19 protein-coding genes are annotated in these 16,503 nt (G+C 61.8%); 9 read left to right on the top strand and 10 right to left on the bottom strand.

Translation table 11 applies throughout. The features are described 5' to 3' along the window. Positions 1-61: 61 nt before the first annotated feature. The 4 genes from AC07OV_RS26400 to AC07OV_RS26385 all read right to left on the bottom strand — a co-directional run bounded on the left by AC07OV_RS26400 (position 62) and on the right by AC07OV_RS26385 (position 4,649). Positions 62-1,066, bottom strand: coding sequence for a hydrolase (locus AC07OV_RS26400; RefSeq protein WP_495093278.1), 1,005 nt, complete (start codon positions 1,064-1,066; stop codon positions 62-64). Between the two features lie 136 nt (positions 1,067-1,202). Then, entirely contained in the window at positions 1,203-1,811 is a 609-nt protein-coding gene (gene rsmD / locus AC07OV_RS26395; RefSeq protein ID WP_494996237.1) for a 16S rRNA (guanine(966)-N(2))-methyltransferase RsmD, read from the bottom strand. After that, the gene (locus tag AC07OV_RS26390; protein ID WP_176996779.1) at positions 1,811-3,301 is read right to left on the bottom strand and encodes a M16 family metallopeptidase; all 1,491 of its coding nucleotides are present in this window, start codon (positions 3,299-3,301) and stop codon (positions 1,811-1,813) included. The genes rsmD and AC07OV_RS26390 overlap by 1 nt, the downstream gene beginning before the upstream one ends. After that, positions 3,294-4,649 carry a M16 family metallopeptidase gene (locus AC07OV_RS26385; RefSeq protein ID WP_178920031.1) on the bottom strand — a complete coding sequence of 452 codons (1,356 nt, stop codon included), beginning with the start codon at positions 4,647-4,649 and terminating at the stop codon, positions 3,294-3,296. Before AC07OV_RS26385 ends, AC07OV_RS26390 begins: the two co-directional genes overlap by 8 nt. Positions 4,650-4,881: 232 nt before the next feature. Between AC07OV_RS26385 and ftsY the strand changes: the two genes are divergently transcribed. The 4 genes from ftsY to rpoH all read left to right on the top strand — a co-directional run bounded on the left by ftsY (position 4,882) and on the right by rpoH (position 8,911). Then, entirely contained in the window at positions 4,882-6,237 is a 1,356-nt protein-coding gene (gene ftsY, locus AC07OV_RS26380) for a signal recognition particle-docking protein FtsY (protein WP_176996777.1), read from the top strand. After that, the gene (gene ftsE / locus AC07OV_RS26375; protein WP_003234627.1) at positions 6,234-6,905 is read left to right on the top strand and encodes a cell division ATP-binding protein FtsE; all 672 of its coding nucleotides are present in this window, start codon (positions 6,234-6,236) and stop codon (positions 6,903-6,905) included. Before ftsY ends, ftsE begins: the two co-directional genes overlap by 4 nt. Further along, positions 6,902-7,927, top strand: a complete 1,026-nt coding sequence (ftsX, locus tag AC07OV_RS26370) for a permease-like cell division protein FtsX (protein WP_176996776.1) — start codon at positions 6,902-6,904, stop codon at positions 7,925-7,927. Before ftsE ends, ftsX begins: the two co-directional genes overlap by 4 nt. Positions 7,928-8,056: 129 nt before the next feature. Further along, a complete protein-coding gene (rpoH, locus tag AC07OV_RS26365) occupies positions 8,057-8,911 on the top strand; it encodes an RNA polymerase sigma factor RpoH (RefSeq protein WP_016972967.1) in 855 nt (284 codons plus the stop codon). Positions 8,912-9,099: 188 nt separating this feature from the next. On the opposite strand, the gene mtgA is transcribed toward rpoH, so the two are convergent. Then, a complete protein-coding gene (gene mtgA / locus AC07OV_RS26360; RefSeq protein ID WP_176996775.1) occupies positions 9,100-9,822 on the bottom strand; it encodes a monofunctional biosynthetic peptidoglycan transglycosylase in 723 nt (240 codons plus the stop codon). A gap of 74 nt (positions 9,823-9,896) precedes the next feature. Here mtgA and AC07OV_RS26355 point away from each other — a divergent pair, with 74 nt between their 5' ends. The 5 genes from AC07OV_RS26355 (at position 9,897) to AC07OV_RS26335 (ending at position 13,019) form a co-directional block, all read left to right on the top strand. Next, positions 9,897-10,274, top strand: a complete 378-nt coding sequence (locus tag AC07OV_RS26355; RefSeq protein ID WP_494996233.1) for a DUF423 domain-containing protein — start codon at positions 9,897-9,899, stop codon at positions 10,272-10,274. Positions 10,275-10,345: 71 nt separating this feature from the next. After that, positions 10,346-10,546, top strand: coding sequence for a sulfur carrier protein ThiS (thiS, locus tag AC07OV_RS26350; RefSeq protein ID WP_025859525.1), 201 nt, complete (start codon positions 10,346-10,348; stop codon positions 10,544-10,546). A gap of 52 nt (positions 10,547-10,598) precedes the next feature. Next, entirely contained in the window at positions 10,599-11,393 is a 795-nt protein-coding gene (locus AC07OV_RS26345) for a thiazole synthase (RefSeq protein WP_105521099.1), read from the top strand. Between the two features lie 9 nt (positions 11,394-11,402). After that, the gene (gene trmB, locus AC07OV_RS26340; protein ID WP_178920035.1) at positions 11,403-12,128 is read left to right on the top strand and encodes a tRNA (guanosine(46)-N7)-methyltransferase TrmB; all 726 of its coding nucleotides are present in this window, start codon (positions 11,403-11,405) and stop codon (positions 12,126-12,128) included. 78 nt (positions 12,129-12,206) lie between these two features. Then, positions 12,207-13,019, top strand: a complete 813-nt coding sequence (locus tag AC07OV_RS26335) for a hypothetical protein (protein ID WP_494996232.1) — start codon at positions 12,207-12,209, stop codon at positions 13,017-13,019. 176 nt (positions 13,020-13,195) lie between these two features. Here AC07OV_RS26335 and AC07OV_RS26330 read toward each other — a convergent pair whose 3' ends face one another. The 5 genes from AC07OV_RS26330 to AC07OV_RS26310 all read right to left on the bottom strand — a co-directional run bounded on the left by AC07OV_RS26330 (position 13,196) and on the right by AC07OV_RS26310 (position 16,483). Continuing rightward, on the bottom strand, positions 13,196-13,744 hold the full coding sequence (locus tag AC07OV_RS26330; RefSeq protein WP_495093277.1) for an RNA 2'-phosphotransferase: 549 nt from the start codon (positions 13,742-13,744) through the stop codon (positions 13,196-13,198). Between the two features lie 170 nt (positions 13,745-13,914). After that, positions 13,915-14,238 carry a DUF3392 domain-containing protein gene (locus tag AC07OV_RS26325; RefSeq protein ID WP_010207241.1) on the bottom strand — a complete coding sequence of 108 codons (324 nt, stop codon included), beginning with the start codon at positions 14,236-14,238 and terminating at the stop codon, positions 13,915-13,917. An 18-nt stretch (positions 14,239-14,256) separates the two neighbouring features. Continuing rightward, positions 14,257-15,459 carry a radical SAM family heme chaperone HemW gene (gene hemW, locus AC07OV_RS26320; RefSeq protein WP_495093276.1) on the bottom strand — a complete coding sequence of 401 codons (1,203 nt, stop codon included), beginning with the start codon at positions 15,457-15,459 and terminating at the stop codon, positions 14,257-14,259. Continuing rightward, on the bottom strand, positions 15,456-16,052 hold the full coding sequence (rdgB, locus tag AC07OV_RS26315; RefSeq protein ID WP_176996771.1) for an RdgB/HAM1 family non-canonical purine NTP pyrophosphatase: 597 nt from the start codon (positions 16,050-16,052) through the stop codon (positions 15,456-15,458). The genes hemW and rdgB overlap by 4 nt, the downstream gene beginning before the upstream one ends. Then, complete coding sequence (locus AC07OV_RS26310; protein WP_159960660.1) at positions 16,049-16,483, bottom strand: DUF4426 domain-containing protein; 435 nt, start codon at positions 16,481-16,483, stop codon at positions 16,049-16,051. The genes rdgB and AC07OV_RS26310 overlap by 4 nt, the downstream gene beginning before the upstream one ends. Between the last annotated feature and the right edge of the window lie 20 nt (positions 16,484-16,503).

Genomic DNA, 16,503 nt, shown 5'->3' with positions numbered 1-16,503 from the left:
CCCCCCCTCCCCCCCCCCCCCCCCCCCCCCCCCCCCCCCCCCCCCCCCCCCCCCCGTGCTCCTACAGGTGCGGTTTGTATTGTGTCAGTAGCCAGGCAGGAATACGGCGCTCCAGGTAATAACCGGGGCGTTTGAGCGAACCGTCGACAAACCCCACATGCCCACCCTTGGCCAGCAGCTCAAACTCGGTGCACGCCGACAGTTCACTCGCCTCGGGCAAGCTGTGGGCAAACACAAACGGGTCATCCGCTGCCTGGATAATCAGGGTCGGCGTGCGGATTTCACCCAGGTAATAGCGGCTCGACGCACGGCGGTAATAGTCCTCGGCACTCAGGAAGCCGTGCAGCGGCGCGGTGACCCGCCCATCGAAATCCCAAAACGTGCGCATCTTCTCCAGTGAGCCAAGGTCTTCCAGGGTCTTGAGCCCGTCCGCCCGGCCATCCTGCTGAAAGCGGCTCTGCTTGACGCGGATGTACGCCAGCATCTCGCGCATGAAGTGCTTTTGGTACACCCGCGAAAAACCCAGCCCGATGCGATCGGCGCACTGGTCCAGGCGAAACGGTACCGACACTGCCGCCGCGCCTTGCAGCCCCGACGCTTCGCCTGTCTCACCCAGGTGCTTGAGCAGCACGTTGCCGCCCAGCGAATACCCGACGGCATACAACGGCGCCAACGGCCGCTTGGCGCGCAGATGGGCAATCGCGGCGGCCAGGTCTTCGCTGGCGCCCGAGTGATAGCTGCGCGCCAACAGGTTGGGCTCTCCCGAACACCCACGCCAGTTCAACGCGGCGCTGGCCCAGCCTTGAGCGGCCAAGGCTTTTTGCAGCCCGGCCACGTAGGGCGAATTGGACGAGCCGGTCAGACCGTGCAACACCAGCACCAACGGCGCTTGCGCGTCGTGAGGGCCGTGCCAGTCGAGGTCGAGGAAGTCACCGTCGTCCAGCCAAAGGCGTTCGCGCTGGCGTTCAATGTGGGTGGTGGGGCGCCACAACGGTCCCCACAAGGTTTGCAGGTGAGGGTTGCCGAGGCCAAGGGCGGGTTTGAACAGGTCGGCAGAAGGTTTCATCAACGTCTCTATGGCGAACGCACTTGTAGTGAGCGGGCTTGCCCCGCGCCGGGTGCGCCGCTCCCTAAACCCAGGCACCTCGGGTTTTCTGAAGCACCGCGGTTCCCCTGGCGCGGGGCAAGCCCGCTCACTACAGTCAAGCGATGCTGCGTTGCCACAGCGCGTAGTAGACGCGGCCGGACTTTTGCTCGCGGTGCAAGCGCCAGGTGCCGGGCAAGCCCAGGGTCGAGGGCGCGGTTTCGCTTTCAGTGTAGATCCACGAATCCGGCGCCAGCCATTGGCGTTCTTCCAGCAGCGCGCAGACGGTCGGCAGCAGGTTCTGGTTGAACGGCGGGTCGAGGAACACCACGTCGAACTCGCTGGCCGGCTGGGTTTCCAGGTAGCGCAGGGCGTCGGCGGTCTGTACCTGGCCAGTGGTGCAGCGCAGGGTGCCCAGGTGTTCCTTGAGGCTGGAAACCGCCACATTGCTGGCGTCCAGCGCCTGGCCCAGGGCGGCGCCACGGGACAGTGCTTCCAGGAACAGCGCACCGCTGCCCGCGAACGGGTCCAGCACCTTGGCGCCCGCAATGTACGGCGCGAGCCAGTTGAACAGGGTTTCGCGCACGCGGTCCGGCGTGGGGCGCAGGCCCACCACGTCGGGGAAGCTCAGCTTGCGGCTGCGCCATTCGCCGCCAATGATGCGCAGCTGGCCCACACCGTTATGCACGTTGTGGACAGGTTTTTTCGGGCGAGATGAACTGGCCATTAATGCTCCGGAACCCCGAGCGGCTGCTCGGCGGGTTTATCAGTGGGGGGCGGTAGTGGCTTTTGCGCAATCGTCGGGCCGGCGGTCACGATGACCATCTTGTCGGCGCTCAAGTGTTTATTCATTGCAGCCTTGACCTGCTCTACGGTCAGGGCCTGGGATTGTTTCATGAAATCCTCAAGATAGCTCAGCGGCAGGTTATAGAAACCCATGGCGCCCAGCTGCCCGACGATGTCGGCGTTGCTGGCGGTGGACAGCGGGAAGCTGCCCGCCAGCTCGCGCTTGGCGTCGTCCAGTTCCTTCTGGGTCGGGCCGTTCTTGAGGTAATCGGCCAGCACATCCTCCACCAGGCGCAGGGTGCCGCCGCTCATTTCGGCGCGGGTCTGCAGCTGGATCATGAACGGGCCGCGCACCTGCATCGGCGAGAAGCCGGAGTACACGCCGTAGGTCAGGCCGCGTTTTTCGCGCACTTCGCTCATCAAACGGGTGCCGAAGCCGCCGCCGCCGAGGATCTGGTTGCCCAGAGACAACGCGGCGTAATCCGGGTCGGCGCGGTCGATGCCCAACTGGGCGAACAGCAGGTGGGTCTGTTTGGACGGGAACTCGATATGGCTTAGGCCGGCCTTGGGCTCGGCAGGCTGGGCAATCTTCGCCAAGGCCGGGCCTTTGGGCAGCGAGGCCGAGACCTTGGCGGTCATGGCTTCGGCTTCGGCGCGGGTAAGGTCGCCGACCACGGCGATCACGGCGTTGCCGGCGGCATAGGCCTTGGCGTGGAACGCCTGCAACTGCGCCAGGGTAATCGCGGGAACGCTCTGGGGCGTGCCCTCGCTCGGATGAGCGTACGGGTGGTCGCCATACAGGCGCTTGAACAGCTCCAGGCTCGCCAGCTTGCCGGGGTTCTGTTTCTGGTACTCGAAGCCCGCCAGGATCTGGTTCTTGATCCGCGCCAGGGAATCGGCCGGGAACGTCGGCTTGCCGATCACCTGGTCAAACAGCGCCAGCGCGGCGTCGCGCTTGTTGCTGTCGCTCAGGCTGCGCAGGGACACCAGTGCCATGTCGCGGTAGGCGCCATTGCCAAAATCGGCGCCCAGGCCTTCAAAGCCACTGGCGATCTGGCTGACATCCTTGCCCGGCACGCCTTCGTTGAGCATGGCGTTGGTCATCAGTGCCAGGCCCGGGACGTTGCCGTCCTGGCTGCTGCCGGCCGCGAACAGGATGCGCATGTCGAACATCGGCAGTTCGTGGGCCTCGACGAACAGCACCTTGGCACCCTCGGCAGTGGTCCAGGTCTGCACGTCGAGCTTGCGGTTGGTCGGCGCCTTGCCGTCCAGCTCTGCCAGGGATTGCAGCTTGTTGGCCGATTGGGCTTTTTCCAGCGCCGGGCTGGCCACGGATTCGCTCGGGCGCAGGAAATACACGGCGCTCGCCGCGATCAGGGTGACCACGACCAGGCCGGGGAAGATCAGGCGGCTGCTTTTGCGATCACTCATGAGCGGTCTCCTCAGGCAGGACATGGGCGACGCTGAGGCGTTCGCGAGTGAAATAAGTGCGCGCGGCTTTCTGGATGTCTTCCGGGGTCACGCTTTGCAGGTCAGCCAGTTCGGTGTCCATGAGTTTCCAGGACAGGCCGACGGTTTCCAGGGAGCCAATGGCCGTGGCCTGGCTGGTGATGGAATCGCGCTGGTAAACCACGCCGGCAATGACCTGGGCGCGAATACGCTCCAGCTCTTCGGTGGTCGGCGGCTTGGCTTTCAATTCATCCAGCAGGCGCCACAGGCCGGCTTCGGCTTGGGCGATGGTCTTTTTCTTCTGCTGGTTCGGCGTGGCGGTCAGGGTGAACAGGCTGTCGCCACGGGTGTAGGCGTCGTAGCTGGTGGAGGCGGCCGAGACCAGCTCTTCACCACGCTCCAGCTGTTCCGAAATACGCGCGCTGTAGCCGCCATCCAACAGGGCCGAGAGCAGGCGCAGGGCTTGCACCGAGCGTTTGTCCTCGGCGGTGGCGAGGCCTGGCACGTTGAAGCCGAGAATGACGCTCGGCAGTTGGGTCTGCACATGCATGGTCAGCAGGCGCTCGCCGGGCTCGGCCAGTTCCAGCGGGACCTTGGCGGGTGGCACGTCACGTTTGGGGATCGGGCCAAAGTAGCGCTGGGCCAGTTTTTTTACTTCATCCGGGGTGACATCGCCCACGACGACCAAGGTGGCGTTGTTGGGCACGTACCAGGATTGGTACCAGTGGCGCAGCTCTTCGACCTTCATGCGTTCCAGGTCGGCCATCCAGCCAATGGTCGGCGTGTGGTAGCCGCTGGCCGGGTAGGCCATGGCCTTGAAGCGTTCGTAGGCCTTGGACATGGGGTTGTCGTCGGTGCGCAGGCGGCGTTCTTCCTTGATCACCTCGATCTCGCGGCTGAACTCGTCGGCCGGCAGGCGCAGGCTGGCCATGCGGTCGGCTTCCAGTTCGAAGGCGACACCCAGGCGGTCACGGGCCAGTACTTGGTAGTAGGCGGTGTAGTCGTCGCTGGTAAAGGCATTTTCTTCGGCGCCCAGGTCGCGCAGGATCAGCGAGGCTTCGCCGGGGCCGATCTTGGCGCTGCCCTTGAACATCATGTGCTCCAGGGCGTGGGACAAACCGGTCTGGCCCGGGGTTTCGTAGCTCGAACCGACCTTGTACCAGACCTGGGAAACCACCACCGGCGCGCGATGGTCTTCGCGCACGACCACCTTGAGGCCGTTATCCAGGGTGAATTCATGGGTGGGTTGTGGGTCGGCAGCCAGGGCTGAAAGAGGCAGACAAACTGTGCTGAACAGCAGGCCTGCGGCGTGGCGGGCTAGAGCATTCATTCGTTTTTAAACCTGTTGGGCTGCCCGCTTGGTCTTAGCGTCGGCGGGCGAGGAGGTGCTAGGATACTGGTCGGATTTACGAACGGCCACTGCGGCTGTCCTGTTAAGGCTCTATTTAGGCCTTACAAAATGTTGCGCATGAACGAGCTGGCTAAAAAACAGTCTGTTACGCATCGAATTTTATTTACCGACGCGCCTGCTGGCGCGTCGCTACCTTGAGATAGCCGTCTCCATGTTTGGTTCCAACGACGACAAGAAGACCCCAGCTGCGGCTGGCGAGAAAAAAGGCCTGTTCGGATGGCTGCGCAAAAAGCCGCAGGAAACCGTCGACGAACAGCCGCAGGTTCAGCCTGAACCTATCCCTGAGCCCATCGTAGAAGCCCAACCGGTCGTAGAAACCCCGGCGCCAGTGGTATTGCCGATGGCTGAACCGGTGTTGCAGCCCGTGGTTGAAGCTGCACCAGAGCCCGAACCAGAACCCAAGCCGTGGCTGGAACTGCCGGTGGCTGAAGAACCGGTGGCCCTGGTTGAAGACGTGCAGGCCGAACACATCACGCCGCCGATTCCAGCCGTGGTTGAGCCAGTGGTTGTCGCCGTCGAAGCCGCAGCGCCTGCGGTCATCGAGCCTGCGCCCGTCGTTGCAGCGCCCGAAACCAGCAAAACCGGCTTCTTCGCCCGCCTCAAGCAAGGCCTGAGCAAGACCAGCGCCAGCATCGGCGAAGGCATGGCCAGCCTGTTCCTGGGCAAGAAGGTCATTGATGACGAGCTGCTGGAAGACATCGAGACTCGCCTGCTCACCGCCGACGTGGGTGTCGAAGCTACCGCCGTGATCATCCAGAGCCTGACCCAGAAGGTCGCGCGCAAGCAGTTGACCGACGCCGACGCCCTCTACAAATCCCTGCAGGCCGAGCTGGCCGCGATGCTCAAGCCTGTGGAAGCTCCGCTGGTGATCAAGCCGAACAAGCCGTTCGTGATCCTCGTTGTGGGCGTGAACGGTGCGGGCAAGACCACCACCATCGGCAAGTTGGCCAAGAAGCTGCAGTCCGAAGGCAAAAAAGTCATGCTGGCGGCCGGTGATACCTTCCGTGCCGCCGCCGTAGAACAGCTGCAAGTCTGGGGTGAGCGCAACAAGATCCCGGTGATTGCCCAGCACACCGGCGCCGATTCCGCTTCCGTGATCTTCGATGCCGTGCAGGCCGCCAAGGCCCGTAACATCGATGTGCTGATCGCCGACACCGCAGGCCGCCTGCACACCAAAGACAATTTGATGGAAGAGCTGAAGAAAGTACGCCGCGTGATCGGCAAGCTCGACGCAGACGCTCCCCACGAAGTGTTGCTGGTGCTTGACGCCGGCACTGGCCAGAACGCCATCAGCCAGGCCAAGCAATTTAACCAGACGGTGCAACTGACCGGCCTGGCATTGACTAAGCTCGACGGCACGGCCAAGGGCGGCGTGATCTTTGCCCTGGCCAAACAGTTCGGGTTGCCGATTCGTTATATCGGCGTCGGTGAAGGCATCGATGACCTGCGCACCTTTGAAGCCGAACCCTTTGTACAGGCACTGTTTGCCGAGCGGGAGCGTTCATGATTCGATTCGAACAGGTCGGTAAACGCTATGCCAACGGGCATGTGGGCTTGCATGAGCTGAGCTTTCGAGTGCGTCGCGGCGAGTTTCTGTTTGTAACCGGCCACTCCGGTGCCGGCAAAAGTACCTTGTTGCGCTTGCTGCTGGCCATGGAACGCCCGACCACCGGCAAGCTGCTGCTGGCCGGCCAGGATCTGGCAACCATCAGCAATGCGCAGATTCCGTTCCTGCGCCGCCAGATCGGCGTGGTGTTCCAGAACCACCAGTTGCTGTTTGATCGCACCGTGTTCAATAACGTGGCGCTGCCGCTGCAGATCCTCGGGCTGTCCAAGGCCGAGATCGTCAAGCGCGTGGATTCGGCCCTGGAGCGCGTGGCGCTGTCGGACAAGACCGATCTCTACCCGGGCGACCTGTCCACCGGCCAGCAACAGCGCGTCGGCATCGCCCGCGCCATCGTCCATCGCCCGGCCCTGCTGCTGGCGGACGAACCCACCGGTAACCTCGACCCGCGCCTGGCGGCCGAGATCATGGGCGTGTTCGAAGACATCAACCGCCTGGGCACCAGCGTGCTGATCGCCAGCCACGACCTGGCGCTGATTGCCCGCATGCGCCACCGCATGCTGACCCTGCAACGCGGCCGCCTGATCGGTGACGGGGAGGCCGGAGTATGAGTGCAACACGCAGCCCCAAGGTTTCCGAGCGCGTGGCGCCCAAAGCCGCCGACCCGCAACCGCAGAAAAAGAAAAAACACGACGAGGATGATGGCCCGGACTTCGGTACGCTGCTGCGCGCCTGGATCGAAAGCCATCGCGCCAGCCTGCTGGACAGCCTGCGTCGTCTGGGCAAGCAGCCCATCGGCAGCTTCTTTACCTGCCTGGTGATGGCCGTGGCCTTGAGCCTGCCGATGGGCTTGTCGTTGCTGCTTAATAACGTGGAGCGCCTGGGCGGCTCCTGGCAGCGTGCGGCGCAGATTTCGCTGTACCTGAACATCGATGCCAGCGCCAAAGAGGGCGAAGCCCTGCGCGACGACATCAAGAACCTGCCCGGCGTGGCAGACGCCGAGTACATCAGCCGCGACCAGGCCCTGGAAGAGTTCCAGCAACAGTCCGGGCTGGGCGAAGCGCTGAAAGAGCTGCCGCAGAACCCGCTGCCGGGCGTGGTGCTGGTCACGCCAAATGAAGTGGACAAGCCCGCGCTGGAAGCCCTGCGACAAAAACTCGCAGAGATGCCCAAGGTGCAGCAGGCGCAGCTTGATCTAGTCTGGGTGGAGCGCCTGGCGGCGATTCTCAAGCTGGGCGACCGCTTTGTGTTCGGCCTGACGGTGTTGTTGGTGTCTGCATTACTTTTGGTGATAGGTAATACCATTCGTCTTCATATTGAAAACCGTCGCACCGAGATAGAAGTGATTAAACTGGTCGGCGGCACAGACAGCTATGTGCGTCGTCCTTTTCTGTACATGGGCGCGCTTTATGGCTTTGGTGCCGGGATTTTGTCCTGGGGAGTGCTGGCGTTTGGCCTTGACTGGCTGAACGACGCGGTTATCGGGCTGGCTGGCTTGTACGGCAGCGATTTCGCCCTGGCGGGCGTGCCGGTAGCCGATGGTCTGAGTCTCTTGCTTGGCGCAGTCTTGTTGGGGTATATCGGTGCTTGGATTGCGGTCGCCCGTCACTTACGTGAGTTGGCACCGAAGTAGTTAATGTCAGATTAATGTGGTTTCGTTTGTATTGACCGTATTGGTGGTTTAGGGAACTTGTCCTACGGTTCCCGGTCAATTTTCGCAGTGCTTCACTGCACGAGTTATGTGAGTCGGAGGTTTTTTCGTATGACCACTTCTTTGCAACCTGCTTATGCCTTGGTCCCGGGTGCGAACCTGGAAGCCTATGTGCACACGGTCAACAGCATTCCATTGCTGACGCCCGAGCAGGAGCGTGAACTGGCCGAGAGTCTCTACTATGAGCAGGATTTGGGGGCGGCTCGGCAGATGGTGCTCGCCCACCTGCGTTTTGTCGTACATATCGCCCGTAGCTACAGCGGCTACGGCCTGGCCCAGGCTGACCTGATCCAGGAAGGCAACGTCGGCCTGATGAAGGCTGTGAAACGCTTCAACCCTGAAATGGGTGTGCGCCTGGTGTCGTTTGCCGTGCACTGGATCAAGGCGGAAATCCACGAGTTCATCCTGCGCAACTGGCGCATCGTGAAAGTCGCGACCACCAAGGCCCAGCGCAAGCTGTTCTTCAACCTGCGCAGCCAGAAGAAACGCCTGGCGTGGCTGAACAACGAGGAAGTCCACCGCGTGGCTGAAAGCCTCGGCGTGGAGCCCCGTGAAGTGCGCGAGATGGAAAGTCGCCTGACCGGCCATGACATGGCCTTCGACCCTGCTGCTGAAGCAGACGACGACAGCGCCTTCCAATCGCCGGCCAACTACCTGGAAGACCACCGGTACGACCCGGCGCGTCAACTGGAGGATGCGGACTGGAGCGACAACTCCAACCACAACCTGCACGAAGCGCTGGAAGTGCTGGACGACCGCAGCCGTGACATCCTCTACCAGCGCTGGCTGGCAGAAGACAAAGCCACGCTGCACGACCTGGCGCAGAAGTACAACGTGTCGGCCGAGCGAATTCGTCAGCTTGAGAAGAGCGCGATGAACAAGCTGAAGTTGTCGATCGCCGCTTAACACGCAGTGATAAGACAAAAAAATGCCCCGATCGAAAGATCGGGGCATTTTTGTTTCCGGCCTCACGCACCCCGTGTAGGAGCTGGCTTGCCAGCGATAGCGGTCTACCGGTGGAAAATGAACTGCCTGACACACCGCCATCGCCGGCAAGCCGGCTCCTACAGGGTGTCAGCCAGTTTTGTGCTGTGTCAGTCGGACCAGGGCGCTTTGCGCGAGTTGTTCAACTCCACCAGATAGCCATCCCCACCCAACTGACTCATCTGCTGCCGAATCCACGCCGCCCGCCTTGCCACATACGCCGTCGGATGGCTGGCACTCCACACCCTCGGATTAGGCAACACCGCCGCCAGGTAACTGGCCTGCTGCCGCGAAAGCGCCTTGGCACTCACCCCAAAGTGATGCCGGGCGGCCGCTTCTGCGCCAAACACCCCTTCATCCCATTCCACGCTGTTGAGGTACACCTCAAGAATCCGCTGTTTGGGCCACAACACCTCGATCAGCCCGGTAAACCAAGCCTCCAGGCCCTTGCGCAGATAACTGCGGCCGGCCCACAGGAACAGGTTCTTCGACACTTGCTGGCTCAAGGTGCTGGCGCCACGGATCGAGCCACCGCGCTCGTTGTGCAGGATCGCTGCCTGGATCGCGCCAAAGTCGAAACCCCAATGCTGCGGAAAGCGCTGGTCTTCACCGGCCATCACCGCCACTTTGAGGTCATCGGAGATCTCGTCCCACGGCACCCAGGTGCGCTGCAGGTCAATCGGTTCGCCGTCGACCCAGGACTCCACCTTGCGCTCCACCATCAGCGCGGTGCCGGGCGGCGGGACGACACGGAACAGCAGCACCAGCAGCACACTGCCGATGGCAAACCATTTCACGACTTTGAGAAAACGTTTGAAGAGGAGACGCAGCATAGAGATGGCTTGGCCGAACCCGTTGAGCGGGCCATTATACAGACCCGGCCCTTTGCGTCTGACTGGAGTTCCTCATGTTGCGTGGCTTTCTGATGTTGGCTGCCTTTTTCGGCTTCACCGGTGTCGCCCTTGGCGCCTTCGCGGCCCATGGTCTGAAAAACCGCCTGAGCGCCGAGTACCTGGCGATCTTCCATACCGGCGTGACCTATCAGTTGATACACACCTTGGCGTTGTTCGGCGTGGGGTTGCTGGCGGCGCATATTCCTGGCCGGTTGGTCAGCTGGGCGGGTATCTCGTTTACCGTCGGCATCCTGCTGTTCTCTGGCAGCCTGTATGTGCTGACGCTGACAGGTTTCAGCAAGCTGGGCATCATCACACCGTTTGGTGGCTTGGCGTTCCTGCTGGGCTGGTTCTTCCTCGGCTTGGCGGCGTGGCGCCTGCAAGCGGCCTGACCAAGGGACTTGGGCCCGCAACCCCAATCGGGCTAGAATGCGGGCCCCTAAAAACGATGGCGGCCCGTGGCATGCGCATTCAGTTGAACGGCGAATCCTTTGAACTGCCCGACGGTGAAACCGTTGCGGCCCTGCTGACCCGTCTGGACCTGACCGGGCGTCGCGTCGCAGTGGAACTCAACCTGGATATCGTCCCGCGTAGCCAGCACGCCGAGACCGCGCTCACCGACGGTGACCAGGTGGAAGTGGTCCACGCCATCGGCGGCGGTTAGTCGCGCAGCTTTCTGAATTCTGCAGAACCTCACCCCATTTCGAGGATTTCCCATGAGCATCGTTCGTAGCGACAAGCCCTTCGTCCTGGCCGGTCGTACCTACCAGTCCCGTTTGCTGGTCGGCACCGGCAAGTACCGCGACATGGAAGAAACCCGCCTGGCCATCGAGGCCTCCGGCGCCGAGATCGTCACCTTCGCCGTGCGCCGCACTAACCTCGGCCAGATCGAAGGCGAGCCGAACCTGCTCGAAGTACTGTCGCCAGACCGCTACACCTTCCTGCCGAACACCGCCGGTTGCTACGACGCCATCGAAGCCGTGCGCACCTGCCGCCTGGCCCGTGAGCTGCTCGACGGCCACAACCTGGTGAAGCTGGAAGTGCTGGCCGACCAGAAAACCCTGTTCCCCAACGTGATCGAAACCCTCAAGGCCGCTGAAACCCTGGTCAAGGAAGGCTTCGACGTGATGGTCTACACCAGCGATGACCCGATCATCGCGCGCCAACTGGCGGAAATCGGCTGTATTGCGGTGATGCCGCTGGCCGGCCTGATCGGTTCCGGCCTGGGGATCTGCAACCCGTACAACCTGCAGATTATCCTCGAGGAAGCCAAGATCCCGGTGCTGGTGGACGCGGGCGTAGGCACGGCCTCCGACGCGACCATCGCCATGGAACTGGGCTGTGACGCGGTGCTGATGAACTCGGCCATCGCCCATGCCCAGCAACCGGTCATGATGGCCCAAGCCATGCAACACGCAATCGTCGCAGGCCGCCTGGCGTACCTCGCCGGGCGCATGCCGAAAAAACTCTACGCCAGCGCCTCTTCGCCGCTGGATGGTCTGATCAAGTAAGAGCCATTGATGACTGAATCAAACGAAACGCCGAACACCGTGGAAGAAGGCGACGAGTCCAAGCACCGCCGCATCAAGAGTTTTGTGATGCGCGCCGGTCGCATGACCGAAGGCCAGCAAAAGGGCCTGGAGCAAGGTACGCCGCTGTTCGTGCTGCCATTGGCGGATGCGCCAGTGGACTACGACCAGGTGTTCGGCCGTTCGGCCCCGCGTTCCCTGGAAATCGGTTTTGGCATGGGCCACTCCCTGCTGGAAATGGCGGCCGCCTCGCCGGAACAGGATTTCATCGGTGTGGAAGTTCACCGCCCGGGTGTCGGCGCGCTGCTCAATGGCGTGCTGACGCAAGGCCTGACCAACCTGCGGGTGTATGACTGCGACGCGATCGAAGTGCTCAACCGCTGCATCGCCGACAACAGCCTCGACCGCCTGATGCTGTTCTTCCCCGATCCATGGCACAAGGCCCGTCACCACAAGCGTCGCATCGTCCAGGCGTCCTTCGCGGAACTGGTGCGCAGCAAGCTGAAAGTGGGCGGCATCCTGCACATGGCCACCGACTGGGAACCCTATGCCGAGTACATGCTGGAAGTGATGAACGTCGCCCCTGGCTACCGCAACATCGCCGAAGACGGCAAATGCGTACCGCGCCCGGCGGAGCGCCCGATCACCAAGTTCGAACGTCGCGGTGAGCGACTCGGGCATGGGGTGTGGGATTTGAAGTTCGAGAAGCTGGCTTAAACGGCTACGCATCAGCGGCGGTGAAGCAGGTTTGCTTCACCGCCGTTTTCGTTTCTACTTGTAAAGGAATACAAGGGTTTGAAATTTACGTTCCCCTGCTTGTTGCTGCTGAGTCTGCTGTCCGCGGCAGTATTCGCCACCACGACCGCCTCCCTTCCAGTGATTTCTCCGGACGACTACTTTGAGCGTGCTCAAAAGAAAGCGGAACAACTGCGCGTGTTGATTGAGGAAAACCTGCCTCTGGAAGCCAGTGGCAAACTGGATCCCAAGGTCTCGGCTGAGTTGGCCAAAGAAGGTAAGGATAAGATAGCTGCGTTGCAAAGCGACCTGAAGATGGCTTCCGACGGTGGGCATACGGTAGCGACTTACATGCTGGCCAATATGCAAAGTCGGTTCGGGATGTCGGACGCCGAGCGCAAACAGGTCTGCGAACCGATGCACAGGGCAATGGATCAAGGCCTGTTGGCAGCCGCGGTAGGTTATTACTACCAATGCGACCAGACTTACATGCGCCTTAATTTTCTTGACCCAGGCCATGTGAAGTATCTGGAGGATCTTAAGCAGATGCTCCTGCGCGCTGATGGGTTTCAGGGCTATTACCCTTTGTACACACAGCGCTCGCTCTGTTTCGAGAAAGATCGTCTGGCTGAGATCAAGGAGGAGTGGACCGTAGCCAACCAGCAGGCGCAGGCCAGTGCGCGAATGCTGACCTATGACCAGTACCGAGCCGACGCCTACTACATACTGGCCGCAACTCGAATGAACGAAAAAGGTATGCCCGACAGCCTCAACCTGACCTATCTGAACCAAGCGCTGGCGTTGGGCTGCAAAGACCCGATGACGCTTAAAGAGTATTACGAGAAAGCGTTTGGAGGGCCGGCGTCCAAATAGGGATGCTTCGTTTAACGCTGGTCAGTGACCTGTGTCGCTGAAATTCAAAAAATCGGCCAGCCCAAAACGCACCCCTGTAGGCGCTGGCGTGCCAGCGATAGCGGTCTATAGGCGGCCAATGAACTGCCTGACACACCGCCATCGCCGGCAAGCCGGCTCCTACGATGTCTGTCGAGTCAAAGCACTTCGAGGAACCGCGCAGGCACCCGCTCTGTCAGCCAAACCCCATTCTCAGCCTGAAAAAACCTGTAGCCCTCGGCGAGCATCTTCGGGGTGTCTATCTGCAGAATCGCCACTTTCCCATAGCGTTGCCCGACTTCTCTGGCCGTCTCAAGTTGTTCACTGAGGTGTACATGATGACGCGAGCCTGGAATCAGGCCCTGCTGGCTGATTGACTCCATGAAGCGGGTCGCGGTGCCATGGAAAAGCACCGCGGGCGGTTGTTTTTCGTCGAGTTGCAGCTGGACGTTCTTGTTGGAGTGGCCTTGCACGGCCCGGATACGTCCGTTGTCCTCAGAGAATGCAAAGCGCTTCTTGTCGTTGCCGGACACCACCTGCTCAAGCAATTCACGGGTAAGGCTGCGCCCGTTATTGGCAGCGGCCTCGATCAGTTCGGCAACGCTTGCCCAGCCCTCTGAGTCTAGGGAAAGACCAATTGCCTGAGGCTCGTGACGCAGTACATAGCTAAGGAATTTACTGGTGTCGTCCAGAAGCTTTTTGCTCATGAGATGTCCTTGGCTTTGTCTGGATGAAATCAGCGTCGACCTACTCGTACACGACCCCTGTAGGAGCTGGCTTGCCAGCGATGGCGGTCTATCAGCTGCCCATGAGCTACCTGACATACCGCCATCGCCGGCAAGCCGGCTCCTACAGTTGATTTGTGTCGGGCCTTAAGTCAGCGGCGGTCGGCGACTACGCCAATCAATACCAGCACCACGACTAACACCGGTGCCAGGCTGTAGTTATTGAACTGGCTCAAGCCCCGCACAATCCACGGCGTGGCGTAGATCAGCGCCGCGCCGCTGCCGATCATGCACAGCAGCGCCATCAGCGGCACGCGCAAGGCGCCGGCGACGCTGCCCAGGCGGGCTTCCACCCAACCTTTGATGTCGGCGCCGAACAGCACCAGCAGGCAGCCCACAAGGGCCAGGGAGATTTCCGACAGGTTGCTACGGCTCCAGCGGGATACGGTGGCGAGCAGGTCGAGTACCAAATCCATGTGATTTCCTTAAGAGCGTCAGCTCAAAAACTTCTGCAGCAGGTCATTGAGAAAGAGTTGCCCGCGGTCGGTCGCCGCCAAGCGTGACGGTTCGACCTGCATCAAGCCACTTTGTTCGGCCTGGCGGCGGCCTTCATCCAGGCTCGCCAGGTCCAGCCCGGTGCGCTCGGCGTATAGCTTGGCGTCCACACCTTCGGTGAGGCGCAAGGCGTTCATCAGGAACTCGAACGGCAGCTCCTCGTTCGTCAGCTCTTTCGCACCGGCCTGAAAGCTTTTGGCCGGGTTGAGGTAGTCCTTCGGTGCGCGTGTCTTCCAGGTGCGCACGATGCGCCCGTCCGGGTGGCTGAGCTTGCCATGGGCGCCCGCGCCGATGCCGATGAAGTCGCCAAAACTCCAGTAGTTCAGGTTATGCCGTGCCGGGCGACCCGGTTGGGCGTAGGCCGACACTTCGTATTGCGCATAGCCGTGCTCGGCGAGCAGCGCCTGACCCGCTTCCTGGATATCCCACAAGGTGTCGTCTTCCGGCAGCGCCGGTGGCTGGTTCCAGAACACCGTGTTGGGCTCCAGGGTCAGCTGGTACCACGACAAGTGCGTCGGCTTGAGCGCGATCGCCTGGCGCAGGTCGCTCAGGGCGTCGTCCAGGGACTGATCGGGCAAACCATGCATCAAGTCCAGGTTGAAGTTATCGAAGCCGGCCTGGCGCGCCATGCCGGCCGCACGCACGGCTTCGTCGCCGTTGTGGATGCGCCCCAGGGCTTCAAGCTTCTGCTGTTGGAAACTCTGGATGCCAATGGACAGCCGATTGATCCCCAGCTTGCGGTACGCCACGAACTTCTCTTGCTCGAAGGTGCCGGGGTTGGCTTCCAGGGTGATCTCGATATCGCTGGCAAACGGGATGCGTGCTTCCACGCCCTTGAGCAAACGGCCCAGCGCCGCAGCGCTGAACAGGCTCGGGGTGCCGCCACCAAAGAAGATCGAACTCAGCTCGCGGCCATACACCGCGTGCAGGTCCTGGTCGAGGTCGGCCAGCAGCGCGTCCACATACTCTTCTTCCGGCAGCACCTTGCTGGCGGTGTGGGAGTTGAAGTCGCAATAGGGGCATTTGCGCACGCACCACGGGATGTGGATATACAGCGCCAGGGGCGGCAGCACCGGCAGCGCCGCCCGAGGAGTTTGCGCGCCGCCGTGGATCAGCGGCTGCGCGGAGGTGTTCTGGGTCATTTCAGGCTCAGGCGTTGGCGCAGCAAATCCATTGCGCGAGCACGGTGGCTGATCTGGTTCTTGTCGGCGGGGCTCAGTTCGGCGCTGGAGACATTGCGCTCCGGCACCCAGAACAGCGGGTCGTAGCCAAAGCCATGCTCACCGCTGGCCGCATGCAGGATGCGCCCGTGCCACAGGCCTTCACACAGGATCGGCAACGGGTCGTCGGCGTGGCGCACCAGCGCCAGCACGCAGACGAACTGCGCGCCGCGCTCGGCGTCCGGCACGTCCTTGAGGGCGTCCAGCAGCTTGGCGTTGTTGGCCGCATCGCCCTTGCCGTCGGCATAACGCGCCGAATAGATGCCCGGGGCGCCGCCGAGGAAATCCACCGCCAGGCCCGAGTCGTCGGCCAATGCGGGCAGGCCGGAGATGCGTGCGGCGTTGCGTGCCTTGAGGATGGCGTTTTCGACGAACGACAGGCCGGTCTCTTCCGGTTCTACCTGGCTGAACTCGCCAATCGAGCGCAGCTGCACGGACTCACCGAGCATGGCTTGCAGTTCTTTGAGTTTGCCGGCGTTATGGCTGGCCAGTACGAGTTGGGTGAGTTTCATCATTCGGCCGGGAAGAGTTCTTGGACAAAACTGAAGCCGTGGGCCTTGCCGCCGGTTTCAACATTGATGGTGAAAGTCTTGAATTCCTGCTGCGGCACCGAGTAGGGCGCGAGGTAGTTGGTCACGCCTTTTTCGGTGATCTGCTTGAAGGTCAGCACTTCGCTTTTGCCGAGCGAGTCCTTGATGGTGCCGGTCACTTGCGCCACCACCGGGGTCACGCCCTTGAACACGGACACGTTGATCAGGCCCTTGTTCTTGCTGCGCACCACGCCGACGGCCTGGGCGGTTTCCGGCTGCAGGAAGCTGGAAGTGAAGGTGTTGTAGCGCACGGTGATATCGCCGAATTCCTTCGTGCGGTTAGGGTCGATAACGTCGGCGGCCATGGCGTTGGCGCCAAGCAGTGCGGTCAATAGAAAAACAGCCAAACGACTCATGAGCGTCCCTCTTGAAAATG

This window comes from Pseudomonas sp. GW821-FHT09A09 (genome assembly GCF_059418405.1).
The sequence above is the reverse complement of the archived record's forward strand: the minus strand, read 5'-3'. Positions and strand labels throughout refer to the sequence as shown.